General features: G+C 68.3%; 22 protein-coding genes and 1 tRNA gene. 16 read left to right on the top strand and 7 right to left on the bottom strand.

The features are described from left to right. Positions 1-71: 71 nt before the first annotated feature. Together RALTA_RS00970 and RALTA_RS00975 are read left to right on the top strand one after the other, a co-directional pair. The gene (locus RALTA_RS00970) at positions 72-770 is read left to right on the top strand and encodes a glutathione S-transferase family protein (protein WP_012351537.1); all 699 of its coding nucleotides are present in this window, start codon (positions 72-74) and stop codon (positions 768-770) included. Between the two features lie 62 nt (positions 771-832). Continuing rightward, positions 833-2080: a multifunctional CCA addition/repair protein gene (locus RALTA_RS00975; RefSeq protein ID WP_012351538.1), complete on the top strand. Its 1248-nt coding sequence runs from the start codon at positions 833-835 to the stop codon at positions 2078-2080. A gap of 46 nt (positions 2081-2126) precedes the next feature. On the opposite strand, the gene RALTA_RS00980 is transcribed toward RALTA_RS00975, so the two are convergent. Both RALTA_RS00980 and RALTA_RS00985 read right to left on the bottom strand, forming a co-directional pair. Further along, a complete protein-coding gene (locus RALTA_RS00980; protein ID WP_012351539.1) occupies positions 2127-2321 on the bottom strand; it encodes a DUF2905 domain-containing protein in 195 nt (64 codons plus the stop codon). 16 nt (positions 2322-2337) lie between these two features. After that, positions 2338-3549, bottom strand: a complete 1212-nt coding sequence (locus tag RALTA_RS00985) for a class I SAM-dependent methyltransferase (RefSeq protein WP_012351540.1) — start codon at positions 3547-3549, stop codon at positions 2338-2340. Positions 3550-3564: 15 nt separating this feature from the next. Between RALTA_RS00985 and RALTA_RS00990 the strand changes: the two genes are divergently transcribed. The 3 genes from RALTA_RS00990 (at position 3565) to ttcA (ending at position 5930) form a co-directional block, all read left to right on the top strand. Beyond that, positions 3565-4422 (top strand): SDR family oxidoreductase, encoded by an 858-nt coding sequence (locus tag RALTA_RS00990; RefSeq protein WP_012351541.1) that lies wholly within the window; start codon positions 3565-3567, stop codon positions 4420-4422. 71 nt (positions 4423-4493) lie between these two features. Next, positions 4494-4895 (top strand): dihydroneopterin aldolase, encoded by a 402-nt coding sequence (locus tag RALTA_RS00995; protein WP_012351542.1) that lies wholly within the window; start codon positions 4494-4496, stop codon positions 4893-4895. Between the two features lie 108 nt (positions 4896-5003). Continuing rightward, complete coding sequence (gene ttcA, locus RALTA_RS01000; RefSeq protein ID WP_012351543.1) at positions 5004-5930, top strand: tRNA 2-thiocytidine(32) synthetase TtcA; 927 nt, start codon at positions 5004-5006, stop codon at positions 5928-5930. Positions 5931-5999: 69 nt separating this feature from the next. On the opposite strand, the gene RALTA_RS01005 is transcribed toward ttcA, so the two are convergent. After that, on the bottom strand, positions 6000-6827 hold the full coding sequence (locus tag RALTA_RS01005) for a DUF6279 family lipoprotein (protein WP_041232249.1): 828 nt from the start codon (positions 6825-6827) through the stop codon (positions 6000-6002). 302 nt (positions 6828-7129) lie between these two features. Here RALTA_RS01005 and glmU point away from each other — a divergent pair, with 302 nt between their 5' ends. Beyond that, entirely contained in the window at positions 7130-8494 is a 1365-nt protein-coding gene (glmU, locus tag RALTA_RS01010; RefSeq protein ID WP_012351545.1) for a bifunctional UDP-N-acetylglucosamine diphosphorylase/glucosamine-1-phosphate N-acetyltransferase GlmU, read from the top strand. 90 nt (positions 8495-8584) lie between these two features. Further along, on the top strand, positions 8585-10423 hold the full coding sequence (gene glmS / locus RALTA_RS01015; RefSeq protein ID WP_012351546.1) for a glutamine--fructose-6-phosphate transaminase (isomerizing): 1839 nt from the start codon (positions 8585-8587) through the stop codon (positions 10421-10423). Positions 10424-10475: 52 nt separating this feature from the next. Here the strand turns inward: glmS and RALTA_RS01020 are convergent, their stop codons facing one another. Beyond that, positions 10476-11423: a LysR family transcriptional regulator gene (locus tag RALTA_RS01020; RefSeq protein ID WP_012351547.1), complete on the bottom strand. Its 948-nt coding sequence runs from the start codon at positions 11421-11423 to the stop codon at positions 10476-10478. Positions 11424-11528: 105 nt separating this feature from the next. Between RALTA_RS01020 and RALTA_RS01025 the strand changes: the two genes are divergently transcribed. The 4 genes from RALTA_RS01025 to RALTA_RS01040 all read left to right on the top strand — a co-directional run bounded on the left by RALTA_RS01025 (position 11529) and on the right by RALTA_RS01040 (position 14239). Further along, positions 11529-12521 carry a Bug family tripartite tricarboxylate transporter substrate binding protein gene (locus RALTA_RS01025; protein ID WP_012351548.1) on the top strand — a complete coding sequence of 331 codons (993 nt, stop codon included), beginning with the start codon at positions 11529-11531 and terminating at the stop codon, positions 12519-12521. Positions 12522-12829: 308 nt separating this feature from the next. Next, positions 12830-13309: a bacterioferritin gene (gene bfr / locus RALTA_RS01030; protein ID WP_012351549.1), complete on the top strand. Its 480-nt coding sequence runs from the start codon at positions 12830-12832 to the stop codon at positions 13307-13309. 96 nt (positions 13310-13405) lie between these two features. Further along, positions 13406-13480 (top strand) — tRNA-Cys (locus RALTA_RS01035). A 315-nt stretch (positions 13481-13795) separates the two neighbouring features. Then, on the top strand, positions 13796-14239 hold the full coding sequence (locus tag RALTA_RS01040) for a GNAT family N-acetyltransferase (protein ID WP_012351550.1): 444 nt from the start codon (positions 13796-13798) through the stop codon (positions 14237-14239). Between the two features lie 60 nt (positions 14240-14299). On the opposite strand, the gene dmeF is transcribed toward RALTA_RS01040, so the two are convergent. Together dmeF and RALTA_RS01050 are read right to left on the bottom strand one after the other, a co-directional pair. Further along, positions 14300-15277 (bottom strand): CDF family Co(II)/Ni(II) efflux transporter DmeF, encoded by a 978-nt coding sequence (dmeF, locus tag RALTA_RS01045; RefSeq protein WP_012351551.1) that lies wholly within the window; start codon positions 15275-15277, stop codon positions 14300-14302. Positions 15278-15708: 431 nt separating this feature from the next. Beyond that, positions 15709-17169, bottom strand: a complete 1461-nt coding sequence (locus tag RALTA_RS01050) for an aminotransferase-like domain-containing protein (RefSeq protein WP_012351552.1) — start codon at positions 17167-17169, stop codon at positions 15709-15711. Between the two features lie 323 nt (positions 17170-17492). Between RALTA_RS01050 and RALTA_RS01055 the strand changes: the two genes are divergently transcribed. The 4 genes from RALTA_RS01055 to RALTA_RS01070 all read left to right on the top strand — a co-directional run bounded on the left by RALTA_RS01055 (position 17493) and on the right by RALTA_RS01070 (position 22411). Then, positions 17493-18824: an aspartate aminotransferase family protein gene (locus RALTA_RS01055; protein ID WP_012351553.1), complete on the top strand. Its 1332-nt coding sequence runs from the start codon at positions 17493-17495 to the stop codon at positions 18822-18824. Between the two features lie 121 nt (positions 18825-18945). Further along, positions 18946-20463 (top strand): CoA-acylating methylmalonate-semialdehyde dehydrogenase, encoded by a 1518-nt coding sequence (locus RALTA_RS01060; RefSeq protein WP_012351554.1) that lies wholly within the window; start codon positions 18946-18948, stop codon positions 20461-20463. Positions 20464-20486: 23 nt separating this feature from the next. Further along, positions 20487-20837 (top strand): VOC family protein, encoded by a 351-nt coding sequence (locus RALTA_RS01065; RefSeq protein WP_012351555.1) that lies wholly within the window; start codon positions 20487-20489, stop codon positions 20835-20837. 176 nt (positions 20838-21013) lie between these two features. Continuing rightward, positions 21014-22411: an amino acid permease gene (locus RALTA_RS01070; RefSeq protein WP_012351556.1), complete on the top strand. Its 1398-nt coding sequence runs from the start codon at positions 21014-21016 to the stop codon at positions 22409-22411. Positions 22412-22414: 3 nt separating this feature from the next. Here the strand turns inward: RALTA_RS01070 and RALTA_RS01075 are convergent, their stop codons facing one another. Beyond that, positions 22415-23824, bottom strand: a complete 1410-nt coding sequence (locus tag RALTA_RS01075) for an aminotransferase-like domain-containing protein (protein WP_012351557.1) — start codon at positions 23822-23824, stop codon at positions 22415-22417. A gap of 202 nt (positions 23825-24026) precedes the next feature. Here RALTA_RS01075 and RALTA_RS01080 point away from each other — a divergent pair, with 202 nt between their 5' ends. After that, positions 24027-24374, top strand: a complete 348-nt coding sequence (locus RALTA_RS01080; protein WP_012351558.1) for a DUF2917 domain-containing protein — start codon at positions 24027-24029, stop codon at positions 24372-24374. Positions 24375-24607 lie beyond the last annotated feature (233 nt).

Genomic DNA, 24607 nt, shown 5'->3' on the forward strand with positions numbered 1-24607 from the left:
GCCGCGGCGCTTGGGTTCCGGCCCGCCAACGTGCCGCCTCTCCCTCCGTTTCCTCCCCCAAGGATCCTACGATGAAGCTCGTCATCGGCAACAAGAACTATTCCTCCTGGTCGCTGCGCCCCTGGCTGCTGCTGCGCCAGGCCGGCATTGATTTCGAGGAAGTGCAGGTGCGCCTGTTCACCGGCAGCTTTGCCGCCGAGATCGCGCGCTATTCGCCCGCGGGCAAGGTGCCGGTGCTGGTCGACGGCGACGTCACCGTATGGGATTCGCTGGCGATCTCCGAATACGTGGCCGAGCGCTTCCCCGACAAGCAGCTGTGGCCGGCCGACCCCGCCGAGCGCGCGGTCGCGCGCGCGATCTGCGCCGAGATGCACTCGGGCTTTGCCAACGTGCGCAACCAGTTGCCGATGAACGTGACGGCGGTCCTGCCGGGACGCGGCTGGAACGTGGCGGTGCAGCGCGAGGTCGAGCGGATCGCCGCGATCTGGGACGGGCTGCGCAAGCAGCATGGCGCGCGCGGGCCGTTCCTGTTCGGCACCTTCACCGTCGCCGACGCGTTCTATGCGCCGGTGGTGAGCCGCTTCGCCACCTATGGCATCCACCTGCCGGACGATCGTGAAGACGCCAAGGCCTATGCTGATTTCATGCTGGGCCTGCCGGCGATGCAGCAATGGATTGCCGGCGCGCGCGAGGAACGCGACTTCCTCGCCGACGACGAGCCGTACCGGCTGGCCCCGGACCGTGCCGATGCGATAATCGTCACCCACTAGCCATAGCGAACAGCGCCGGCGGCGGGTACCGCCCCGTGCCGGCGCATGAAAAGGCCACAACCATGCAGGTGTATGCCGTGGGCGGCGCGATCCGCGACGAACTGCTGGGCAAGCCCAGCCAGGACCGCGACTACGTAGTCGTCGGCGCGACCCCGGCCGAGATGGAGGCCGCCGGGTATCGCCCGGTCGGCAAGGATTTCCCGGTGTTCCTCCATCCGCGCACCCAGGAGGAGTACGCGCTGGCCCGCACCGAGCGCAAGACCGCGATGGGCTACAAGGGCTTCGCCTTCTACTGCGAGCCCGATGTCACGCTGGAGGACGACCTGGTCCGGCGCGACCTGACCATCAACGCGATGGCGCGCGCGGTCGATGCGGATGGCAACCTGACCGGCCCGGTGATCGACCCGCACGGCGGCCAGCGCGACCTGGCCGCGCGCCTGTTCCGCCATGTCTCCGACGCCTTTGCCGAAGACCCGGTGCGGATCCTGCGGCTGGCGCGCTTTGCCGCGCGCTTCCACGACTTCAACGTCGCCGCCGAGACCATGCGCCTGATGCGCGAGATGGTCGCCGCGGGCGAGGTCGATGCGCTGGTGCCCGAGCGCGTGTGGCAGGAACTGGCGCGCGGGCTGATGGAGGCACGGCCGTCGCGCATGTTCGAGGTGCTGCGCGAATGCGGCGCGCTGGCGCGGCTGCTGCCCGAACTGGAGCGCTTGTGGGGCGTGCCGCAGCGCGCCGACTTCCATCCCGAAGTCGATACCGGCGTGCACGTGATGATGGTGATCGACTGCGCCGCGGCGCTGGGCGCGCCGCTGCCGGTGCGCTTTGCCGCGCTGGTGCATGACCTGGGCAAGGGCACCACGCCCGAAGACGTGCTGCCGCGCCATATCGGCCATGAGCTGCGCAGCGTCAGGCTGCTGGAAGAGGTCTGTGCGCGCCTGCGCGTGCCCAACGAATGCCGCGACCTGGCGGTGGTGGTGGCGCGCGAGCATGGCCATATCCACCGCTCGCTGGAGCTCGGCGCCGCCGCCGTGGTGCGGCTGCTGGAGCGTTGCGATGCGCTGCGCAAGCCCGCGCGCTTCGCGCAGGCGCTGCAGGCCTGCGAGGCCGACAAGCGCGGGCGCAAGGGCTTCGAGCACAGCGACTACCCGCAGGCCGCCCGCCTGCTGGCGGCGCGCGAGGCGGCGGCTTCCGTCGATGCGGGGGCCATCGCGCGCGCCTGCGCCGACAACGTGGCGCAGATCAAGGATCGCGTCCATGCCGCGCGGGTGGAGGCGGTGGCGCAGCGGCTCGGTGCGCAGCCGGGCGAGTGAGCTGGGCACCAGCGTCATTCCCGCCTGCGCGGGAGCGACTGTGGCCCTACAGCAGCTTGCCGATGACCAGCGCGATCAGCGAGATCAGGATCGTCGACGCGAACGGCAGCACGAACTCGCGCCCGAATACGCGAAAGCGCACATCGCCGGGCAGCCGGCCCAGCCCGACCTTCTGCAGCCACGGCAGTGCCGCGGACAGGATGATCACGCTCAGGAAGATGGTCAGGGTCCAGCGCAGCATGGCGGCTCCGGTGCCGTTACAGGGCGTGGCTGCGGTCGCCGCGGGCAAAGCCGGCCAGCGGCTCGCTGTCTTCCAGTCCGCGGTCGAATCCGCGCGTGAGCGCGATCACCTTGAACAGTTCGCCCATCTCGGCTTCGGACAGCAGTTTCTGCACCGCATTGGCCTGCGGCAGGAAGGTGCGCGCGTCGGACGGGTCCAGCGCCATCAGCAGGTCGGTAATGCCGGCGTTCATCAGGAAGCGCGCCTGCGAGGCAAAGCCCGCCACGGTCAGCCCCGACTCGACCGCGGCATGCGCGATACCGCTGAAGTTGACGTGCGCGGTGATGTCCTGCAGGCCGGGATACAGGAACGGATCCGGGTGCGCATGGTGGCGGTAGTGGCACATCAGCGTGCCGCCGGCGCGCTGCGGGTGGTAATACTCGCCGCCGGGAAAGCCGTAGTCGATGAAAAATGCCGCGCCGCGCGCCAGCATGGCGCCGACCGCGCGGGTGAAGCCCTCGGCCTCGGCATGGGTCTCTGTGACCAGGTCGTGCTCGCCGGGGATGGCGCGCAGCGCCTCGGGCACGTCGGCGGCGGCCAGTGCGCGGTCTTCGAAGCGGAAGGCGGGCGCGCCCCCTTCGGGCGGCACCGCGGCGCGCGCCACGCCGCGCTCATGCCAGCTGCCGCCGCGGCGCGCATACAGCTGCACCGGCATCGCATCCAGCACTTCATTGCCGACGATCACGCCTTCGAAGGCGGCAGGCAGGGTATCGAGCCAGGTGACGCGTTCGGCCAGGTGCGGCGCGCGCCGGGCCAAGGTGTCCTGCTGGCGCGCGCGCAGCTCGCCCGACAGTTCGACGATGGCGTAGGTGTCCGGCAACTGGCCTTCCTGTTCCAGCCCCAGCAGCAGGTCCGCGGCGAGCCGGCCGGTGCCGGCGCCGAATTCCAGCAGGCGCGGCAGCCCCTGCGCCAGCAGCGGCGCGAACTGGCGTGCCAGCGTGCGGGCGAAGAACGGGCTGAGTTCGGGCGCGGTGATGAAGTCGCTGCCGTCGCGGGCATCGCGGCCGAACTTGGCCGAGCCGCCGCTGTAATAGCCCAGGCCGGGCGCATACAGCGCCAGCGCCATGTAGCGGTCGAAGCCGATCCAGCCGCCGGCCGCATCGATCGATTCGCCAATACGGGCCGTAAGGGTATCGGAGGCGGCCTGCGCGTCGGCGGGGGGAAGGGGTAAACTAGCGGCTTTCTGCATCCTGCGATTGTAGCAATGCCCGCATCCGATACTTCCGCCAGCCAGGCTGGCGACAAGGCTGGCCAGCCCGCCGCCCGCGGCGTGGCCCTCGTGACCGGCGGCGCGCGCCGCCTGGGCCGCGCCATCGCGCTGGAACTGGCGGCGCAGGGCTGGGACGTGGCCGTGCACTGCCATCGCTCGGTCGATGAGGCCGAAGCCCTCGCCACGCAGATCCGCGCGCTGGGCCGCCGCGCCGCGGTGCTGCGCGCGGACCTGGCCGACGAGGCCGCCACCAGCCGGCTGGTGGCCGACTGCACCGCCGCGCTCGGCGTGCCGACCTGCCTGGTCAACAATGCCTCGCTGTTCCAGTACGACGTCGCGACCAGCTTCTCGTATGCGTCGCTCGATACGCATATGCGCACCAACGTGGCCGCGCCGCTGCTGCTGGCGCGCGAACTGCACAAGGCACTGGCCGCGGCCGCGGGCCCGGATGGCGCCGGCAAGGCCGCCGAGAAGGCCGCCGAGCCGCGCGGCGTGGTGATCAACCTGCTGGACCAGAAGCTCGACAACCTGAACCCGGATTTCCTGTCGTACACGCTCTCCAAGGCCGCGCTGCAGACCGCCACGGTGCAGCTGGCACAGGCGCTGGCACCGCGCCTGCGCGTGGTGGGCGTGGCCCCCGGCATCACGCTGGTGTCGGGCGAGCAGTCGGAGCAGAGCTTCCGCCGCGCGCATCGCGTGACGCCGCTGGGCCAGTCGTCCACGCCCGAGGACATCGCCCAGGCGGTGGCCTATCTGGCGCAGGCGCGCGCCGTGACCGGCACCACGCTGTACGTCGATGGTGGCCAGCACCTGATGCCGCTGGCGCGCGACGTGATGTTCCTGACCGAATGACCTGCATCACCGGCCGCGCCTGACCGGCGCGGCACCCCTGCCTTACACTGCCCCCTTTTCGTTTCCCGCCCATGACCATGCTCGCCGCTCTTTCCCACCCCAGCCTGCAGGACTGCCGACGCATGTTCCTGCGCAACTACGAAGTCCAGATCAATATCGGCGTGCATGAATTCGAGAAGAAGGGCGAGCAGCGCGTGCTGATCAATATCGACCTGTTCGTGCCGCTGGAGGAATGCACGCCGCAGGCCGACAAGCTCGACGAAGTGGTCGACTACGACTTCATGCGCAACACCGTGGCCGCGCGCATGGCGCAGGGCCACGTGCACCTGCAGGAAACGCTGTGCGACGACGTCGCGCGCGCCATGCTGAAGCATCCCAAGGTGCGCGCCGTGCGCGTGTCCACGGAGAAGCCCGACGTGTACCCGGATTGCGATTCGGTCGGTGTCGAGGTATTCCATATCAAGCAGGGCTGAGCAGTCCTGCCGGCGCCCGCTGCAGCTGACGGGCGCCTAAAGTAAAATGTTGCCCCTCGCGCCGCGCCGGCCATTCCATCCGGCGGGCGCCACGCAACAGGATGCTCCATGAGCCACTCGAACAACTTCTATCGCCTCGAAACGAGGCTGCAATCGCAAACCGGCAAGGCCATCGGCGACTTCGGCATGATCGAGGACGGCGACACCGTGCTGGTCTGCATGAGTGGCGGCAAGGACTCGTACACCATGCTGTCGGTCCTGATGGCGCTGCAGAAGCGCGCGCCCATCAAGTTCAAGCTGATCGCGATGAACCTGGACCAGAAGCAGCCCGGCTTCCCGGAACACATCCTGCCGGAATACCTGAAGTCGGTCGGCGTGGAATACGTGATCGTCGAGGCGGACACCTACTCGATCGTCAAGGAGAAGGTGCCCGAGGGCAAGACCACCTGCTCGCTGTGCTCGCGCCTGCGCCGCGGCGTGATCTACCGCACCGCCAAGGAGCTGGGGGCCAACAAGATTGCGCTGGGGCACCACCGCGACGACATCGTCAACACCTTCTTCCTGAACATGTTCTTCGGCGGCAAGATGAAGGCGATGCCGCCCAAGCTGGCCACCGACGACGGCGCGCATATCGTGATCCGCCCGCTGGCGTACTGCTCGGAGAAGGACATCGCGTCGTACGCGCGCGCGATGGAATTCCCGATCATCCCGTGCAACCTGTGCGGCTCGCAGGAAAACCTGCAGCGCAAGAAGGTCAGCGAGATGCTGCAGGAGTGGGAGCGGCAGAACCCGGGCCGCATCGACAATATCTTCTCGGCGCTGCGCAACGTGGTGCCGTCGCACCTGGCCGATACCGAGCTGTTCCCGTTCACCGGTCTGGCGACTGGCCTGGCCAAGGTGGACGAGGCCTCGCTGTTCGGTGAAACCACGTTCCAGCAGCAGCCGCTGACCTTTGCCGGCAGCCTGGACGAGAACCGCATGGAGTTTGTGCGCTTCGAGCGCGCGCCCGCGGCGGAGCCGGCGGGTACGCCGTAAGCCGTTGCGGCGGATGCCAGGACGCCCGCTCGCGCGGGCGTTTTTCATGGCACCGGGGCCGACGCGGGTTTAGTTCGCCTGCGCCGACTGCACCGGCGGGTTCGCCTTCTCGCGCATCAATGCATGCGTGTCGTCGATCCACTTCTGGAAGCGCTCCTGCGCGTGCGTCTTCTGCTGCGGCGTGGTCAGGTTGGCGATCGCCACGGTGAGCGCGATGCCGGCGTTGTTGCTGGCTTCATGGCTGGCGGCGTGCCGGGCGGGCGGGTTCTGCCAGTATTCGCGGAAGCGGCGCAGCAGGTCGATGACCTGCGCCTTGGGCGGCTGCGTGGCCTGCACGAAGCGCACCATCTTGATCCATTCCTGCTGACGCGCGACGCGCTCGGCATAGCGCGCCTCGGCGTTCTGCACCACCGGCCCCACCTTGACGCGGATCGCCTTCTCCTGCTCGGGAGAGAAGCCGCCGTAGACCAGGCGCGCGTACTCCATCACCTTGTCGAAGCGCGCTTCTTCGCGCTCGGCCGGGTTCGCGTTGAGGAACTTCTTGCGGTACTTGGCGTTGCCCTCGGCAAACTTCTTTTCCATGCGCGCGATCTGATCGGGCGTCAGCGTCAGCAGGAAGTCGGCCATGTCGGGCATGGCCTGTTCGAAGGAACGGCGTGCCAGTTGCTGCGAGGCGTCCTGGAAGTGCGCGACCATCGCCGGGGTGACCGGCTGGCGCACGTCAGCCTTGGCTTCCTCCAGCAGGCTGGCGATTTCCGGCAGCTGCGCCTTGCGGTGCCAGGCAAAGAAGCGCGCGATTGCCTCGCGCGTGAGCGGTTCCTGGGCCGAGGTGACGTCGACATAATTGTCGATCCACCAGTACGCCAGGCGGTCGCCCTGCTGGTAACCGAGCTTCATGGCGCTGCACGCGCACAGCACCGCTGCGCCCAGAATCACCAAAATGCGCCGCGCCCAGCAATTGTGAAATTCGGAAACCTCGGTCGGTTGGGCAGAAAGCGCCATGTTAAAATCGCCGCGCATTGGAACCGGGCTCGCCCGCTGCCCGCCAGCCGAGTCCTGGCAAGGGTTTGCGGGAAGTTGCGCAGGCCTGGCGGCAAGCTTTTGCCAGCCCCGGCGGCGCCCCGTGCCAAACACCGGGCCCAATATCCGGCCGGCGTTTTCCAGAATATTTTCGGACACACTCACTTAGGGGTCTCCTTGTGAATATCGTCATTCTCGCCGCGGGCATGGGCAAGCGGATGTATTCCGATTTGCCCAAGGTGCTGCACCCGGTCGCCGGGCGGCCCATGCTCGCGCATGTCCTCGACACGGCGCGTGCGCTGTCGCCGTCCCGGCTGGTGGTCGTGGTCGGCCACGGGGCCGCGCGCGTGCGCGAGGCGGTGGCTGCTGACGATGTCGCCTTCGCCGAGCAGGCCCAGCAACTGGGCACGGGCCATGCGGTGATGCAGGCACTTCCCTTGTTGGACGACAACCAGCCTACGTTGGTTCTCTACGGTGACGTGCCGCTCACCAGCGCGGCGACGCTTCAGGCACTGGTAGCCGAGGCCGGCGCGCAGCGCTTTGGCGTGCTCACGGTGGAAATGCCCGACCCGACCGGCTATGGCCGCATCGTGCGCGACGCGGCGGGCAGCATCGTCCGCATCGTCGAGCAAAAGGACGCGACCGAAGCCGAAAAAGCCATCCGCGAAATCAACACCGGCATCATCGTGTGCCCGACCGGCCACCTGCGCAAGTGGCTGTCGACACTGCGCAACGACAATGCCCAGGGCGAGTACTACCTGACCGATACCGTCGAGCGCGCCGTCGCGGACGGCGTCGAGACGGTCTCGGCCCAACCGGCGGCGGTGTGGGAGACGCTGGGCGTCAACAGCAAACTGCAGCTGGCCGAGGTCGAGCGCATCCACCAGGGCAACCAGGCCCGGCGCCTGCTCGAAGCCGGCGTGACGCTGCTGGACCCGGCCCGCATCGACGTGCGCGGCGAGCTGACCTGCGGGCGCGATGTCACGATCGACGTCGGCTGCGTGTTCGAGGGCCGCGTGCACCTGGAAGACGGCGTGCGCATCGGCGCCCATTGCGTGATCCGCAACAGTACCGTCGGCGCCGGCGCGCAGGTCCATCCGTTCTGCCATATCGACGAGGCCAAAGTCGGGCCCGCCGGCCGCATCGGGCCGTACGCGCGCCTGCGCCCCGGCACCGAGCTGGGCGAGGACGTGCATATCGGCAACTTCGTCGAGGTCAAGAATGCACAGGTGGCGGCACATAGCAAGGCCAACCACCTGGCTTATGTGGGCGACGCCACGGTGGGGTCGCGCGTCAATATTGGCGCGGGTACCATCACCTGCAACTATGACGGGGTGAACAAGCACCGCACCGTGATCGAGGACGATGTCTTCATCGGCTCCGACACGCAGCTGGTGGCACCCGTGACGGTGCGACGCGGCGCCACGCTGGGCGCCGGCACCACGCTCACCAAGGAGGCCCCGGCCGACAAGCTGACGCTGTCGCGGGCCAAGCAGCTGACCATCGACGCCTGGCAGCGTCCGGTCAAGCAGCCGAAGCAGTAAGCACCACGCGCCGCCTGCACCGGGCGGCGCCACAGGATTCATACCGGCGCCAGTGGCCAGAGGGCAGGCGCCAGCAAACGGGGGTTCAGCATGTGTGGCATCGTCGGCGCGGTTTCCACGCGCAACATCGTTCCGGTCCTGATCGAAGGGCTGCGCCGCCTGGAGTATCGCGGCTATGACTCGTGCGGCGTCGCCGTCGTGCGCGACGATGCGGTCGAGCGCGCCCGCACCGTGTCGCGTGTCGCCGATCTCGACGCACAGACGCAGGCGTCCGGCCTGTCCGGCTTCACCGGCGTGGCGCATACGCGCTGGGCCACGCATGGCAAGCCCGATACCGTCAACGCCCACCCGCACCTGTCGGGCGAGACCATCGCGCTGGTGCACAACGGCATCATCGAGAACTACGAGCCGCTGCGCGAAGAGCTGCGCGCGGTCGGCTACGGCTTCGAGTCGCAGACCGATACCGAGGTGGTCGCCCACCTGATCCACCAGGCCTACAGCTATCCCAGCAGCGCCACCCGCGGCGACCTGTTCGCCTCGGTGCGCGCGGTCACCAAGCGCCTGCACGGCGCCTACGCCATCGCGGTGTTCGCCAAGGACCAGCCCGGCCGCGTGGTCGGTGCGCGCGCCGGCTCGCCGCTGGTGGTGGCGCTGGGCGAGAACGAGTCCTTCCTCGCGTCCGACGCGCTGGCAGTGGCCGGCACCGCCAACCGCATCATCTACCTGGAAGAGGGCGATGTGGTCGAGATCACGCTGGACGGCGTGACCATCCACGACGCCAGCGACCACCCGGTCGAGCGCGAAGCGCGCGTGGTCGAAGCCCACGCCGCGTCGGTGGACCTGGGACCGTACCGCCACTTCATGCAGAAGGAAATCTTCGAGCAGCCGCGCGCGCTGGGCGACACGCTCGAGGGCGTCGAGGGCCTGTCGCCGGACCTGTTCGGCGACAACGCCGCCGAGGTCTTCGCCGGCATCGACAGCGTGCTGATCCTGGCCTGCGGCACCAGCTACTATTCCGGCTGCACCGCCAAGTACTGGCTCGAAAGCATCGCCAAGATCCCGACCCAGGTCGAAGTGGCCAGCGAATACCGCTACCGCGACACCGTGCCCAACCCGCGCGCGCTGGTGGTGGTGATCTCGCAATCGGGCGAAACCGCCGACACCATGGCCGCGCTGCGCCATGCGCGCGCGCTCGGCCACGTCCATACGCTGGCGGTCTGCAACGTTGCCACCAGCGCCATGGTGCGCGAGACCGAACTGCGCTTCCTGACCCGCGCCGGCACCGAGATCGGCGTGGCGTCGACCAAGGCCTTCACCACGCAGCTGGCCGCGCTCTACATGCTGACGCTGTCGCTGGCCAAGACCCGCGGCCTGCTGACCGAAGAGGCCGAGGCCAAGGCCCTGACCAACCTGCGCCACCTGCCGGCCGCGCTGCACGGCGTGCTGGCGCTGGAGCCGCAGATCATCGCCTGGTCCGAGGACTTCGCCCGCCGCGAGAACGCACTGTTCCTCGGCCGCGGCCTGCACTACCCGATCGCGCTGGAGGGAGCGCTCAAGCTCAAGGAAATCTCGTATATCCACGCCGAGGCCTACCCCGCCGGCGAGCTCAAGCACGGCCCGTTGGCGCTGGTCACCGAAGCCATGCCGGTGGTCACGGTCGCACCCAACGACGCACTGCTGGAGAAGCTCAAGTCCAACATCCAGGAAGTGCGCGCCCGCGGCGGCCGCCTGTACGTGTTTGCCGACAGCGATACGCAGATCCAGTCGTCCGACGGCATCCAGGTGATCCGCATGCCCGAGCACTACGGCGACCTCTCGCCGATCCTGCACGTGGTGCCGCTGCAGCTGCTGGCGTACCACACCGCGTGTGCGCGGGGGACCGACGTGGACAAGCCGCGCAACCTGGCGAAGTCAGTGACGGTGGAGTAAGGCGGGCGATGCCGGCGCGACGCGCGGGCTGAACGCCTTGCCTCACGCCAGGCTAGGGCGCCGGTTCGGAGCCGGCGCCGGTCTGCGCCACTGCCTCATGCACCAGCGCCGCGAACACGCGCATGGCGGGTGATGGCGTGCGCCCGGCCAGCGTGACGATGCCGTACTGCGCCTTCAGCGCGGTGGGCGGGTGCATCGGCAGGGCCACGGCCTGCCGCTGTGCGCAGGCGTCGGCCATCATCGCGACCGGCACCAGTGCCACGGCATCGACGGCCAGCAGCAGTGCGCGCAATGCATGCATGTCGTTGCAGGTGACGGTCATCAGCCCCGGCTCCTCCTCGGGCACTGGTCCGCTGCCGCCGCTGGCCTCGTGCAGGGCCTGGCGGAAGAAGCGCATGATATGCGGCGGCAGCCGGGTCCCGGCCACGGGATAGCCGCGCAGGTCGGCCAGCGTGACTTCGCGCTGCCGTGTCAGCGGATGGCCGCTGCGCACGAAGAAGGCGGTCTCCAGGGCCGGCAGCCGGTCGATCTGCAGGTGTGCCAGTTCCGCCAGGCTGCGGCTCTCGCCGACAAAGATGTCGAGCTGCTCGGCTTCCAGCGAACGCCGCATGGCGGACGTGTCGGCGGTCTCGAGGTCGATGCGTAGCCGCGGATAGCGGCGCACCAGCGCCTCCAGCACCGGGTCCAGCAGGAACGACGCTGCAAACGGCCCGAAGCCGGCGCGGATCGTGCCGATTTCCACGTCCTCCAGCAATTGCAGGTCGCGACGCAGCTCGCGCTGCTCGCGCAGCATGCGGCGTGCGCGCGCCAGCGCCAGCATCCCGGCGGCGGTCGGCCGCACCTTGCCGTAGCTGCGGTCGATCAGCGTGCCCAGCTCCGATTCCAGCGCCTGGATGCTGCGCGTCAGCGCCGGCTGCGACAGGTGCAGCGCGGCCGCGGCGCGGGCGAAGCTGCCTTGCTCGACCAGCGTGACGAAGTGATGCAGCTGCCTCAGGCCCATAAATTAACTGTTTATGCATCAAAAACTGAAAAATATTGCATTGGACGTAAGTTCTCAAGCCCTCTAAGGTTGTCTTCCAAAACCAAAACCCGATCTGGAGACAACATGAACAGACGCGCATGGCTGACGCTGGCCACGGGCGGCCTCGTGGCCGGGCTTACGCTCGGCGCGGCCGTGCCTGCCGCGGCGCAGGCCTATCCCGCCAAGCCCATCCGCATCGTCGTGCCCTACGTGGCCGGCGGCGGCACTGACACCATTGCCCGCGCCATGGGCGAGAAGCTCAGCAAGCGGCTGGGCCAGCCGGTGGTGGTCGACAACAAGGCCGGCGCTTCCGGCATCATCGGCACCGATGCCGTGGCCAAGGCCGCGCCGGATGGCTACACGCTGCTGATGACGCTGACGCAGTCGGTGCTGACCAACCAGTTCCTGTTCCAGAAGCTGCCTTACGATCCGCGCAAGGATCTGACCATGATCAGCGTGCTGGCCGACGCGCAGCTGGTGCTGGTGACCCATCCGTCGGTGCCGGCGCGCACCGTGCGCGAACTGGGCGAATACGCGCGCAGCCGGCCGGGCAAGCTGAGCTATGCCTCGTGGGGCGTGGGGTCGCTGTCGCACCTGAGCGGCGCCTACTACAGCAAGCTGGTGCACGGCCAGGCCACGCACGTGCCCTACAAGGGCGAAGCACCGATGCTGCAGGACCTGCTTGGCGGCCAGGTGCAGTTTGGCTTCGCCAGCATCCTCACCGCCAAGCCCTACATCCAGAGCGGCAAGCTCAAGGCACTGGCGGTGACCGGCACCCAGCGCAGCAGCGCGTTGCCCGACATGCCCACCTTTGCCGAGTCCGGCATGCAGGACAGCGCCTTCAAGACCGTCGGCTGGATCGGGCTGGTGGCACCCGTAGGCGTGCCCGCACCGATCCTGGCACGCCTCGAAAGCGAGGTGCGCGCGATTCTGCAGACCCCCGACATGCAAGAGCGCATGGTCGCGCTGGGGCTGCGCACGGTGGGCAGTTCGCCGGCCGAGGCGCAGGCGCTGTACGCGCGCGACTGGCCGGTGCTGAAGACGCTGGTGGCGGATTCGGGCGCGAAGCTGGACTGAACTTCACTGGGGGTACAGGCCCATCGCGGGCGCCGTGGCGAAGGCCGCGGCGCCCGTTTCTTTTGATGGTCGCGATGCCGTGCAGGGCGCATCTGAAAACCGAATAAAAACCATAGGCATTCGCATCCGCAAGCAGTCGCCGAAAAATCGATCCGTGCGACATGAACGCCGCGCGCGAGGGCGGCATTGCTTGATGTCCGCTTGCGCGGGACTACCATGAAGTCACGGCGGATGAATCGCCGTGGCGTTGCTGTGGCCGTGCCATCGCGACATCGCATGTCCCTGTCACAGGGGCACTGGGGGCTGCCATGAAGACTGACAAGAAGGTGATCCAGTTGCTGAACGCGCAGTTGCGGCATGAGCTGACCGCGATCAACCAGTATTTCCTGCATGCCCGCATGTACCGGCACTGGGGGCTGCGCGCGCTGGGCAAGCACGAGTACGACGAATCGATCGAGGAAATGAAGCACGCCGACAAGCTGATCGAGCGCATCCTGCTGCTCGATGGCTTGCCCAACCTGCAGGACCTCGACAAGCTGCTGGTCGGCGAGAACACCGAAGAAATGCTCGGCTGCGACCTGAAGCTGGAACTGGTGTCGCAGGCCAGCTGCAAGGACGCGATCAAGTATTTCGAATCAGTCGGCGACTATGTCTCGCGCCAGCTGGTGGTCGATATCCTCGAGGACACCGAGGAACATATCGACTGGCTCGAGGCGCAGCTGGAACTGGTGCGCAAGGTCGGCTTGCAGAACTACATCCAGTCGGCCATGGGCGGGGTGGAGGACTGAGGCGGCGCGGCGCTTCGCGCGGTCTCCTGCAAAGATTTCCATTTCCCGCTACACTGCGGCCCGCAGCACGTCGCGCCGCTCCGGCGCGATGTCAGCGGCGGGGTGGCAGAGTGGTTATGCAACGGCCTGCAAAGCCGTGTACGACGGTTCGATTCCGGATCCCCGCCTCCATATTTCCGGCCGGGCGCCGTGCGCCCGTCATCCCCGGCGCATTCGCGCGACGTTCTCTCTCTTTTCTTTTTTCACGCGCCTGTCATCGGCCTGCGCCATGAATGCGCCGGACTGTGCCGGACGCGCCCTGACCGGTATGCCGCAACGGTTCCGGACACCCGTTTATCCCCAATGGATCAGCGACAGCGAATCGGGTAATGTTGCCCGACAGGCCGCCGGCCTGCGTGCAACCCCGTGCCGCCAGTTGGCGGCACCGCCATGTCCGGGCTTCCATGGCGTTTCCCCGCGAGGCAGTGTGAAACAGAGAGGCTCCAGATGATGAAAGACCTGCGCATCCGCGTGGCCGTGCCGACGGATGCCCCAGCCGTGGGAGAAGTGCTGGAACGATGCGGGCTGTCGGTGGACGGTGTGCCGCGCCTGCTTGAGCATTTCCACGTTGCCATCCTTGGTGCGCAGATCATCGGCTGCGCCGCCGGCGAGCGCTGCGGCGAGACCGTGGTGATCCGTTCCGTGGCCGTGCTGCCCGAACATCGCGACCAGGGCGTGGCCACCCACGTGGTGCGTGCCGCGCTGATGCGCGCCCGCGCCAACGGCGCACGGCGCGCCGTGCTGCTGGCGTCCAGCTGCCCCAGCTACTTCGCGCGCTACGGCTTTACGCTGGTGCCGGCCGCCAAGCTGCCGCCCGAGGTCATGTCGTCGAGCGAATTCCACCGCGCCGCGGACACGCCGCCGCTGTGCATGTGGTGCGAGCTGAGCTGATTCCCTGACAGCGGATGGCGAGCCGCCGCGCTCGCCCCGGTGATCGCCTCAGTCATCGACTCAGTGATCGCTGGCGCAGCGGCTGATCTCCACCGTCACGTGTACCAGTTCCTCGTGCACCGACAGCGCCTCGCGCACGCGCTGCGGCGTCAGCGCGGCATCATGCGTGACCAGGCAGACGATGCAGGCAAAGTGCTGACGGCCCACGCGCCACACATGCAGGTCGGACACGCGGGTGCTTTCGTCGCCGTGATCCAGGCCGGCCAGCACCTCGCGCACTTCGTCCACCACCGGGTGGTCCATCTCGCGGTCCAGCAGCACTGTGCCGCTCTGGCGCATCAGGCCGATGGCCCAGCGGCCGACCAGCACCGCGCCCACCAGCCCCATCACCGGGTCCAGCCAGGCCCAGCCCAGCCACCAGCCGCCGGCCAGCGCGACGATCGCCAGCACGGAGGTCGCGGCATCGGCCAGCACGTGCACATAGGCGGCACGCAAGTTGAGGTCATGGTGGTGATGGCCATGGTCGTGGCCGTGATGGTGACCATGGTCATGGCCGTGATCGTGGCCATGCGCGTGGCCATGCGCGTGGCCGCCGAGGATCAGCGCGCAGCCCAGGTTGACCAGCAGCCCCAGCGCGGTCACGCCCATCGCTTCGCGATAGTGGATGGCCTGCGGCGTGAACAGCCGCTCGAGCGAGCCCGCCGCCATCAGCGCGGCAATGCATAGCAGGAACACCGCGCTGGCAAAGCCCGCCAGCACTTCGATCTTCCAGGTGCCGAAGGCAAAGCGCCAGTCGCCGGCGTAGCGCCGGGCGGCGGCGTAGGCGAAGGCGGACAGGCCGATGGCCAGCGCGTGCGAGCTCATGTGCCAGCCATCGGCCAGCAGCGCCATCGAGTTGAACCAGAGCCCGGCGGCGATCTCGGCCACCATGGTGACGGCGGTGATCACCATGACGAGGCGCGTGCCGCGTTCGGCGGCGCGGTTGCCGGCGTCGAAGGCATGGCTGTGGGTCCAGGCGGACAGGTCTTGGGTATGCATGGGGAATACGTGCGTTGCGCTTGAAATCCTGGTGGATCGTCCGGCATGGGGCCGGGGCCGCCCAAGGGTAGCAGAGACCCGTGCTTGTGTCGGACATCCCCCGACGCCATCAGGGGCGGACTTGGGCTGCGTCAGGGGACGGTGGGGCGGCATGGCGTACGTGTGCCTTATACACAACAAGATTCCCGCGCGAGTCGTAAGGAATCTATTCTTTTGCTTACATACATTCATGAATGGATGTATGATCCAGCCAAAAATTCACGCCCCCGTCATATCTTTGTTGACCGTACCGAGATGAGCTATCGCTTTATTGCCACCTGTCTTGCCGCCTGGGTAGGCGTTTGCGCCACCGCCGGCTGGCTGGTCGAGCGTCTCTGGAGCTGAGCGCCGGCCCGGTTGCCTCCCTTCGCCTCGCTCCGCCTTCCTCCACCTCAAGCCGCCTGCCGTGCCTGCGCAAGGCTGTCAAAGAACTGCCACAACTGCGGCGCATCGCCGGTGGCCACGTTGAAGCGAATCCACGGCGAGTCGGTTTCGTCCGGCTCGAAATACGATCCCGGCGCCAGCCAGATGCCATGCTCCAGCGCCAGCGTGGCGAGCCGGTTGCCGAGCAGCGGACCGCCGCGGCGACTGGCCAGCCAGCGCGCCTGAACCGCCTCGCTCAGCCGCGCCCAGGCGAACATCCCGCCTTCCGGGCGCAGCAGCACCTCCAGTCCGTGGGCCTCCATCTTTTCCGTGACGCGGTCCTGCTGCGCGCGCAGCCGTTCGGACAAGGCCGCCACGTGGCGGCCGTAGTGGCCGCTGGTCAGCACCGAATACACCAGCCGTTCCGTTACCTCCGATGAGGTCAGGCCGACCGCCATCTTGGTGCGCGCAAAGGCCTTGGCCAGGTCCGGACTGGCGGCGAGGTAACCGACCCGCAGCGACGGTGTGATGGTCTTGGAAAAGCCGTTGATGTAGACCACCTGCGACAGCCCGTCCATGGCCGCCAGCATCGGCGAGCCGGCCGGCGCCAGCTCGCGGTAGATATCGTCCTCGACCACCAGAAGCCGGTGCTGCTCGGCCAGTTGCAGCACGCGGAAGGCGTTCATGCTGGTCAGGCTGGCGCCGGTCGGATTCTGCAACACGGTGTTGATGAACAGCGCGCGCGGGGCGTGGGCGCGCAGCGCATCCTCCAGCGCATCGGTGTCCAGCCCCGCCGCCGTGCGCGGCACGCCGACCACGCGCAGTCCGGCCAGCCGCAGGATCTGCAGCAGGTTGCAGTAGCAGGGCGATTCCACCAGCACGGTATCGCCGGCGCGCAGCAGCGTGCGCACCACCAGGTCCAGCGCCTGCGTCGCCCCCTGGGTCAGCACCACCTGCCGGGCCTGCAGCGGGATGCCGTACTGGCCCAGCCCCGCCGCGATGTGCTCGCGCAGCGGCGCAAAGCCGTACGGATGGCCGTAGCCCGACAGCTGCGCCGCCGGCACGCGGGCCGACGCGCGCATGGCCTGGTGCAAGCCTTCCTCGTTGAGCCAGTCGCCCGGCAGCCAGCCCGCGCCGGCCTTGATCGGGACCGAATGGTCGGCAAACACATCCGACAGCAGCCAGGCGGCATTCAGCCCCGGTGCTTCCCAGTGCGGGGCGCGCGCATGCCCGGCCGGTGCATGGCGGTGCGCCACGGTGTAGCCGGAGCCCGGCCGCGAGGCGAGGTAGCCGAGCGCGGTCAACCGGCCGTAGGCCTCGGCCACGGTGAAGGTGCTGACGTGGTGGTGCTGGGCAAAGCGCCGCACCGATGGCAGCGCCGTGCCGGGCCGCAGCGCGCGCTGCTCCACCAGCGCGGCGATGCCGGCGACGATCTGCTCGGTCAGGGTGTCGCCGTCGCGGCGGCTGCGGGTCAGGTTCAGGGTCAGCATCAGGCACTCGGGCGGGCGTCTACCTGTACAGTTTAGCGGCTGCCGGCGCGCTCGCGGCCGATGCTGTCCCGTCACGCGAAAAATGCCGCAGTGCAACGTGGCGCGCCATGCCGTGCCACTGGCGACGCGCCGAAGACTGGCCGGGGACTACTGCGGCCGCGTGGCTTGCCTGTACGGTCAGGCGTGATCAAACTGTACGGTAAGGCATGGTTGTCCGGACTGTATATTTTGTCGGCCAGTCGCCGCCGGTAGAGTGGCCCTCATTGCCGCGCTGCCAGCCAGCGCGCCGCCCCAACCGACCCGATTTCCCCCCAGGAGGACATATGGACGCCGCCAAGACCGTGATTCCCGATCTCGATGCCCTGTGGATGCCCTTTACCGCCAACCGCCAGTACAAGGCGGCGCCGCGCCTGCTGGCGTCGGCCAGCGGCATGTACTACACCACCCACGACGGCCGCCGGATCCTGGACGGTTGCGCCGGGCTGTGGTGCGTCGCGGCCGGCCATTGCCGCAAGGAAATCGTCGAGGCGGTGGCGCGGCAGGCGGCCACGCTGGACTATGCGCCGCCGTTCCAGATGGGCCATCCGCTGTCGTTCGAGGCCGCCACCAAGCTGGCGGCGATCATGCCGCAGGGGCTGGACCGCATCTTCTTCACCAACTCGGGCTCGGAGTCGGTCGACACCGCGCTGAAGATCGCGCTGGCGTATCACCGCGCGCGCGGCGAAGGCCAGCGCACGCGCTTTATCGGCCGCGAGCGCGGCTACCACGGCGTCGGCTTCGGCGGCATGGCAGTGGGCGGCATCGGGCCGAACCGCAAGGCCTTCTCGGCCAACCTGATGCCGGGCACCGACCACCTGCCGGCCACGTTCAATCTTGCCGAGGCTGCCTTCTCCAAGGGCCAGCCGCAATGGGGCGCGCACCTGGCCGACGAGCTGGAGCGCATCCTGGCGCTGCATGACCCGGCCAACGTCGCCGCGGTGATCGTCGAGCCGCTGGCGGGCTCCGCCGGCGTGCTGGTGCCGCCGGTCGGCTACCTGGAAAAGCTGCGCGAGATCACCAGCCGCCACGGCATCCTGCTGATCTTCGACGAGGTCATCACCGCCTTCGGCCGCCTGGGCGCGGCCACCGCTGCCGAGCGCTTCAACGTGACGCCGGACCTGATCACCATGGCCAAGGCGATCAACAACGCCGCGGTGCCGATGGGCGCCGTCGCCGTGCGCCGCGAGGTGCATGACGCCGTGGTCAACTCGGCCGCGCCGGGCGCGATCGAGCTGCTGCACGGCTATACCTACTCGGGCCACCCGCTGGCCGCCGCCGCGGCGATCGCCACGCTCGACCTGTACCAGCGCGAAAACCTGTTCGGCCGCGCCGCCGAGCTGGCGCCGGTATTCGAGGCCGCGGCGCACGGCGTGCGCGGCGCGCCGCACGTGAAGGACATCCGCAACTACGGGCTGGTGGCCGGCATCGAGCTGGAGTCGCGTCCGGGCCAGCCGGGCGCGCGCGCCTACGAGGCCTTCCTCAAGTGCCTGGAGCTGGGCGTGCTGGTGCGCTACACCGGCGACATTCTGGCGTTCTCGCCGCCGCTGATCATCTCGGAAGCGCAGATCGGCGAGATGTTCGACACCGTGAAGCAGGCGCTGCGGGACATCAAGTAAGGGACATCGAGCTAGCGGCCCGCGCCGCCTCCCATTGCCGCCGGGCCCGCGGGCCCGGCCTCCCGGATTGCACGCCGGGGCGCGCTGTGTGGCGCGCCGCGGCCATCGAAGGAAAACCCAAGTGAGCATCGCAGAAAACCGGCAACTGGCCGAAGTCCATCATTTCATCGGCGGCACCGTGCGCCGCGCCGGCGGCCAGCGCCAGGCGGATGTGTTCAATCCCGCCACCGGCGAAGTGGCCGCGCGCGTCGCGCTGGGCACCGCCCAAGACGTGGCCGATGCCGTGGCCGCCGCCCGGGCCGCGTTCCCGGCGTGGGCCGACACCCCGCCGCTGCGCCGTGCGCGCATCCTGTTCAAGTTCAAGGAGCTGCTGGACCAGCACCACGACGACCTCGCCGCGCTGATCACGCGCGAGCACGGCAAGGTGTTCTCGGACGCGAAGGGCGAGGTCACGCGCGGCATCGAGGTGGTGGAGTTCGCCTGCGGCATCCCCAACCTGCTCAAGACCGATTTCACCGACAACATCGGCGGCGGCATCGACAACTGGAACCTGCGCCAGCCGCTGGGCGTGGTGGCCGGCATCACGCCGTTCAACTTCCCGGTGATGGTGCCGATGTGGATGTTCCCGGTGGCGCTGGCGTGCGGCAATACCTTCGTGCTCAAGCCGTCCGAGCGCGACCCGTCCCCCAGCCTGTTGATTGCAGATTTGCTGCGCCAGGCGGGCCTGCCCGACGGCGTGTTCAACGTGGTGCAGGGCGACAAGGAAGCGGTCGACGCGCTGCTGGCGCACCCCGACGTGCAGGCGCTGTCGTTCGTCGGCTCGACGCCGATTGCCGAGTACATCTACACCGAAGGGATGAAGCACGGCAAGCGCGTGCAGGCGCTGGGCGGCGCCAAGAACCACCTGGTGGTGATGCCCGATGCGGATCTGGACCAGGCCGTCGACGCGCTGATCGGCGCGGCCTATGGCTCGGCCGGCGAGCGCTGCATGGCGATCTCGGTGGCGGTAGCGGTCGGCGACGTGGCCGACAAACTGGTGCCGCGGCTGGCCGAACGCGCCCGCGCGCTGAAGATCCGCAACGGCATGGAGGCCGATGCCGAGATGGGCCCGCTGGTGACCGGCGCGCACAAGGCCAAGGTCGAGGGGTATATCGCCCAGGGCGTGGCCGAAGGCGCGACACTGGTGACCGATGGCCGCGGCCACAAGGTCGATGGCCACGAGAACGGCTTCTACGTCGGTGGCACGCTGTTCGACCATGTCACGCCGGAGATGACGATCTACAAGGAAGAGATCTTCGGGCCGGTGCTGTCCGTGGTGCGCGTGCACGACTTTGCCGAGGCGGTGGCGCTGATCAACGCGCACGAGTACGGCAACGGCGTATCGTGCTACACCAGCGACGGCGGCATCGCGCGCGCGTTCGCGCGGCAGATCCAGGTAGGCATGGTCGGCATCAACGTGCCGATCCCGGTGCCGATGGCGTGGCATTCGTTCGGCGGCTGGAAGCGCTCGCTGTTCGGCGACCACCATGCCTATGGCGAAGAGGGCGTGCGCTTCTACACGCGCTACAAGAGCGTGATGCAGCGCTGGCCGGACGCGATCGCCAAGGGCGCCGAGTTCACCATGCCGGTGGCGAAGTAACAAGCAACAAGCGGAACGCGGGCATGAAGGTTAACCGCATCGTTGCCAACATCGGCACCGCCGACCCCGCACAGGCCCGCGTCTTCTACCAGGATGTGCTGGGCCTGGAGCTGCTGATGGACCACGGCTGGATCCGCACCTACGGCAGCGATGCCGCGGCGCGGACCCAGGTCAGCTTTGCCGTGGAAGGCGGCAACGGCACGCCCGTGCCGGCGCTGTCGATCGAGGTCGACGATGTCGACGAGGCCCACCGCCGCATGCTTGCTGCCGGCTTTGCGGTGGAATACGGCCCGGCCGACGAGCCGTGGGGCGTACGGCGCTTCTTTGTGCGCGATCCGTTCGGGCAGCTCGTCAACATCCTCGCGCACGCCTGAGGGCGTGCCTTGTCTGCCGTCAGTGCCGGCCTGGCCCGGCTTTCCTATCATTCCTGCAAGCTGCTGACCGGGCGCAAGTGATGTAAGCGCCCGGCCAGCGGCGTACACTAGCGCCCTTTTTCCGGGCCCCCGCGCGTTGCCGGCGCGGGCCCGGGCCACCGTTGCAGGGAGTTTGAATGAGCTTGTTCCGCACCAAGGACATCGACGCGATGCTGGCCGTCGCGCGCGATGACGGCCTGAAAAAGGTGCTGGGTCCGGTCGACCTGGTGCTGATGGGCATCGGCGCCATCATCGGCACCGGCATCTTCGTGCTGACCGGCACCGGGGCGCTGACCGCGGGGCCGGCGCTGACGGTGTCGTTCGTGATCGCGGCGCTGGCCTGCGGCTTTGCCGCGCTGTGCTACGCGGAGTTCGCTTCGGCGATCCCGGTGTCGGGCTCGATCTATACCTACAGCTACGCCACGCTGGGCGAGATCGTGGCATGGATGATCGGCTGGGACCTGCTGCTGGAATACGGGCTGGCGACGTCCGCGGTGTCGGTGGGCTGGTCGGGCTATTTCCAGTCGCTGATGGCGGGCTTCGGCATGAAGCTGCCGGCGGCGCTGACCGCGGCGCCCGGCTTGGTGCCGGGCGTGCAGACCGTGCTGAACCTGCCGGCGTGCCTGATCATGCTGGCCATCACCTGGGTGGTGTCCTACGGCGTGCGCGAGTCCGCGCGCGTCAATAACCTGATGGTGGCGGTGAAGATCGGCGTGGTGCTGCTGTTTATCGCGGTGGGCGTATGGCACGTGCAGCCGGCCAACTGGCAGCCGTTCGCGCCGTTCGGCTTCACCGGCATCTTCAATGCGGCGGCGCTGGTGTTCTTCGCGTTTATCGGCTTCGATGCCGTGACGTCGGCGGCGGAAGAGGTGCGCAACCCGCGCCGCGACCTGCCGATCGGCATCATCGGCTCGCTCGCGGTCTGCACCGTGCTGTACGTGGTGGTCGCGGCGATCATGACCGGCATCGTGCCGTTCGCGAAGTTTGCCGGCGTCGACCACCCGGTCTCGCTGGCGCTGCAATTCGCCGGGCAGAACTGGGTGGCGGGCTTTGTCGACCTGGGCGCGATCCTTGGCATGACCACGGTGATCCTGGTGATGACCTACGGCCAGACCCGCGTGATCTTCGCCATGTCGCGCGACGGGCTGCTGCCCGAGCGCCTGTCATCGGTGCACCCGGTGCACGCCACGCCGTACTTCGCCACCTGGACCGTCGGCCTGGTGTTTGCCGCAATTGCCGCCTTCGTGCCGCTGAACGTGCTGGCGGAGCTGATCAATATCGGCACGCTGGCCGCGTTTACGCTGATCTCGGTGGCGGTGCTGGTGCTGCGCAAGACCCGGCCCGAACTGCCGCGCGCATTCCGTTGCCCGGGCGTGCCGGTGGTGCCGCTGCTGTCGATCGGCTTCTGCCTGTTCCTGATGGCGCATCTGCAGGCGCTGACCTGGGCCGCCTTCCTGGTGTGGCTGGCGCTGGGGCTGGTGATCTACTTCGCCTATGCGCGGCGCAATGCCGTGCTGCATAACCACGGCGGCTGAGCGTCAGCGCGCGCCGCGCTCCGCGGCCGCCTTCATGAACGCCACCGCGCGCGGCTCGTTGGCATAGGCGGCGTTGATGCGGATCCAGGCCGAGGTCTCACCGCCCGGGCGAAAGTAGTTGCCTGGCGCCAGCGTCACGCCGAATTGCTCGCCCAGCGTCACCAGCTCGCGCGAATCCTCGATGCCCGGCGGCCGCGCCCACAGGAAGTTGCCGCCCGAAGGCTGGCAGAACACTTCCCAGCCGTTGCCATGCAGCTGCCGCACCGCGTTGGCGACGGCCTCGCGCACGCGCAGCCGCAGCCGCTCCACGTACTTGCGATAGCCGCCGCGCTCCAGCAGCGCCGCGGTCACCGCTTCGGCAAAGTGCGAGCCGGCCACGCTGGTCAGCACCTTTACATCGACCAGGTCCTTGACCAGCGCCTTGTCGGCCACCAGGTAGCCGATCCGCAGCGACGCCGACACCGTCTTGGAAAAGCCGCCGATATAGATCACGTGCTCGAGCTGGTCCAGCGTGGCCAGCCGGTCGGTGAAGTGCGTCTGGAAGTCCGAGAAGATATCGTCCTCGACAAAGCGGAAGCCATGGCGGCGCGCCAGCTCCAGCAACCGGAACGCCACCGGCGGCGCCAGCGTCGAGCCGGTCGGGTTCTGCAGCACGCTGTTGGTGAAGAACAGCTTGGGCTTGTGCTGGCGCAGCAGCGCCTCGGTGGCGTCGGGGTCGGGGCCGTCGGGCGTGTGCGGCACGCCCACCAGCTGCACCCCGTGCAGGCGCAGCAGGCCGAACAGATTGTAGTAGCCGGGGTCTTCGACGAACACCGTGTCGCCCGGCTTGAGCAGGTGGCGCACCACCAGGTCCAGCGCCTGGCTGGCGCCGGTGGTGATCAGCACTTGCGGCAGCTCCGCCGCGATACCCAGCTGGCGCACGCGCAGCAGCACCTGCCGGCGCAGCTCCGGATGGCCCATCGGCGTGGCGTAGTGGATCACGCTGTCGATCTCGTTGCGCGAAATCGCGCGGATCGCCTGCGTCAGGCCCTCCACGTCGCGCCAGGTCTCCGGGACAAAGCCGCCCGCCAGCTTGAGCGTGCCGCTGGGGTGGTTGAACTGCTCGAGAATATGGTCGGACAGGTCCTCGGCCAGGCTGGGATCCGACCAGCCGCGCGCCGAGCGCCCCGCCAGCGGACTGTCCGCCACATAGAACCCCGAGCCCTGCCGCGAATCGAGCAACCCCTGCGACACCAGCCGGTCATAGGCCTCGATCACCGGAAAGCGGCTGATGCCATTCTCGGCGGCCAGCTGCCGGATCGACGGCAGCCGCGCCCCCGGGCGCGCCTCGCGGTTGCCGATCCACGCCTTCACGCCTTCGACGATCTGCTCGGTCAGTGGAATTCCGGTGGAAGCATCTAAGATGAGTTTCATGGGCGGGTCTGCCGGCCAAGGGCCGCGGGGGCGCAACTGTCAGGAAAAACTACTGAACAGTCCATCGAAAACTGTTCACAACTGTACATGGGATTGTAGTGAGGGATGCGAATAATGGAAGCATGGCGGACGAAGGCGCCGGCATCCGCATCCAGGATGCTCCGGCCCCCGCGATGACCGCCGGGCTGACAAGGAGTGCAACATGCGCGAACTACGGACTTTCGAACTGGACCAACCGGGGCTGCCGGTGAGCTGGCGCGCCGGTTATGGGCAGACCGTCTGCGCGGTGGCGGGCAAGCTGTGGGTGACGATCGAGGGCAACCCCAACGATATCTGGCTGGAACCAGGCCAGGAGCTGGCGCTGCCGGAGGGCTATCGGGTCTGGCTGTCCGGCGATGGTGCGGGAGCGCGCTTCACGCTGGCGCAGACGCCGGCGCCGTGGTCGATGCAGCGGCTGGCCGCGTGGCTGCGCGCGCTGCGGCATCGGGTGGACGAGCACAGCACCGATGCATTCGGCGAGTGCCCGCGGATAGGAGCGCTGTGCCGGTGAATCGGCAGGCAGTCAATCAGGATGCGTCGCAAAGGCCACCGACACGGTGGCCTTTTGTTTGTCCGTAGCCCGCGGACACCTACTCTAGAAGGACGCCGGCGCCCCGCCGTCCGGGTTCCGCCCCATTGATTTACGTTAACGTCAACGTCATACAATCGATCCGCCCCAACCCCGGGGCGCAGCCCGCGCGTTTCCAGCCAAGCCGGCACAGAACGGCGCCGGCGGACGCCGCG

It is taken from the genome of Cupriavidus taiwanensis LMG 19424, from assembly GCF_000069785.1.
Classification (GTDB): Bacteria; Pseudomonadota; Gammaproteobacteria; order Burkholderiales; family Burkholderiaceae; genus Cupriavidus; species Cupriavidus taiwanensis.

Excerpts from the sequence above, each read along its gene's own strand:
- dmeF (WP_012351551.1), bottom strand. The coding sequence starts at position 15,277 with ATGCATACCCAAGACCTGTCCGCCTGGACCCACAGCCATGCCTTCGAC.
- RALTA_RS00970 (WP_012351537.1), top strand. The coding sequence starts at position 72 with ATGAAGCTCGTCATCGGCAACAAGAACTATTCCTCCTGGTCGCTGCGC.
- RALTA_RS01050 (WP_012351552.1), bottom strand. The coding sequence starts at position 17,169 with ATGCTGACCCTGAACCTGACCCGCAGCCGCCGCGACGGCGACACCCTG.
- RALTA_RS01075 (WP_012351557.1), bottom strand. The coding sequence starts at position 23,824 with ATGAAACTCATCTTAGATGCTTCCACCGGAATTCCACTGACCGAGCAG.
- bfr (WP_012351549.1), top strand. The coding sequence starts at position 12,830 with ATGAAGACTGACAAGAAGGTGATCCAGTTGCTGAACGCGCAGTTGCGG.
- RALTA_RS01025 (WP_012351548.1), top strand. The coding sequence starts at position 11,529 with ATGAACAGACGCGCATGGCTGACGCTGGCCACGGGCGGCCTCGTGGCC.
- RALTA_RS00990 (WP_012351541.1), top strand. The coding sequence starts at position 3,565 with ATGCCCGCATCCGATACTTCCGCCAGCCAGGCTGGCGACAAGGCTGGC.
- RALTA_RS01070 (WP_012351556.1), top strand. The coding sequence starts at position 21,014 with ATGAGCTTGTTCCGCACCAAGGACATCGACGCGATGCTGGCCGTCGCG.
- RALTA_RS01065 (WP_012351555.1), top strand. The coding sequence starts at position 20,487 with ATGAAGGTTAACCGCATCGTTGCCAACATCGGCACCGCCGACCCCGCA.
- RALTA_RS01040 (WP_012351550.1), top strand. The coding sequence starts at position 13,796 with ATGATGAAAGACCTGCGCATCCGCGTGGCCGTGCCGACGGATGCCCCA.
- RALTA_RS00975 (WP_012351538.1), top strand. The coding sequence starts at position 833 with ATGCAGGTGTATGCCGTGGGCGGCGCGATCCGCGACGAACTGCTGGGC.
- RALTA_RS01005 (WP_041232249.1), bottom strand. The coding sequence starts at position 6,827 with ATGAAGCTCGGTTACCAGCAGGGCGACCGCCTGGCGTACTGGTGGATC.
- RALTA_RS00995 (WP_012351542.1), top strand. The coding sequence starts at position 4,494 with ATGACCATGCTCGCCGCTCTTTCCCACCCCAGCCTGCAGGACTGCCGA.
- RALTA_RS01055 (WP_012351553.1), top strand. The coding sequence starts at position 17,493 with ATGGACGCCGCCAAGACCGTGATTCCCGATCTCGATGCCCTGTGGATG.
- RALTA_RS00980 (WP_012351539.1), bottom strand. The coding sequence starts at position 2,321 with ATGCTGCGCTGGACCCTGACCATCTTCCTGAGCGTGATCATCCTGTCC.
- RALTA_RS00985 (WP_012351540.1), bottom strand. The coding sequence starts at position 3,549 with ATGCAGAAAGCCGCTAGTTTACCCCTTCCCCCCGCCGACGCGCAGGCC.
- RALTA_RS01020 (WP_012351547.1), bottom strand. The coding sequence starts at position 11,423 with ATGGGCCTGAGGCAGCTGCATCACTTCGTCACGCTGGTCGAGCAAGGC.
- ttcA (WP_012351543.1), top strand. The coding sequence starts at position 5,004 with ATGAGCCACTCGAACAACTTCTATCGCCTCGAAACGAGGCTGCAATCG.
- glmS (WP_012351546.1), top strand. The coding sequence starts at position 8,585 with ATGTGTGGCATCGTCGGCGCGGTTTCCACGCGCAACATCGTTCCGGTC.
- RALTA_RS01080 (WP_012351558.1), top strand. The coding sequence starts at position 24,027 with ATGCGCGAACTACGGACTTTCGAACTGGACCAACCGGGGCTGCCGGTG.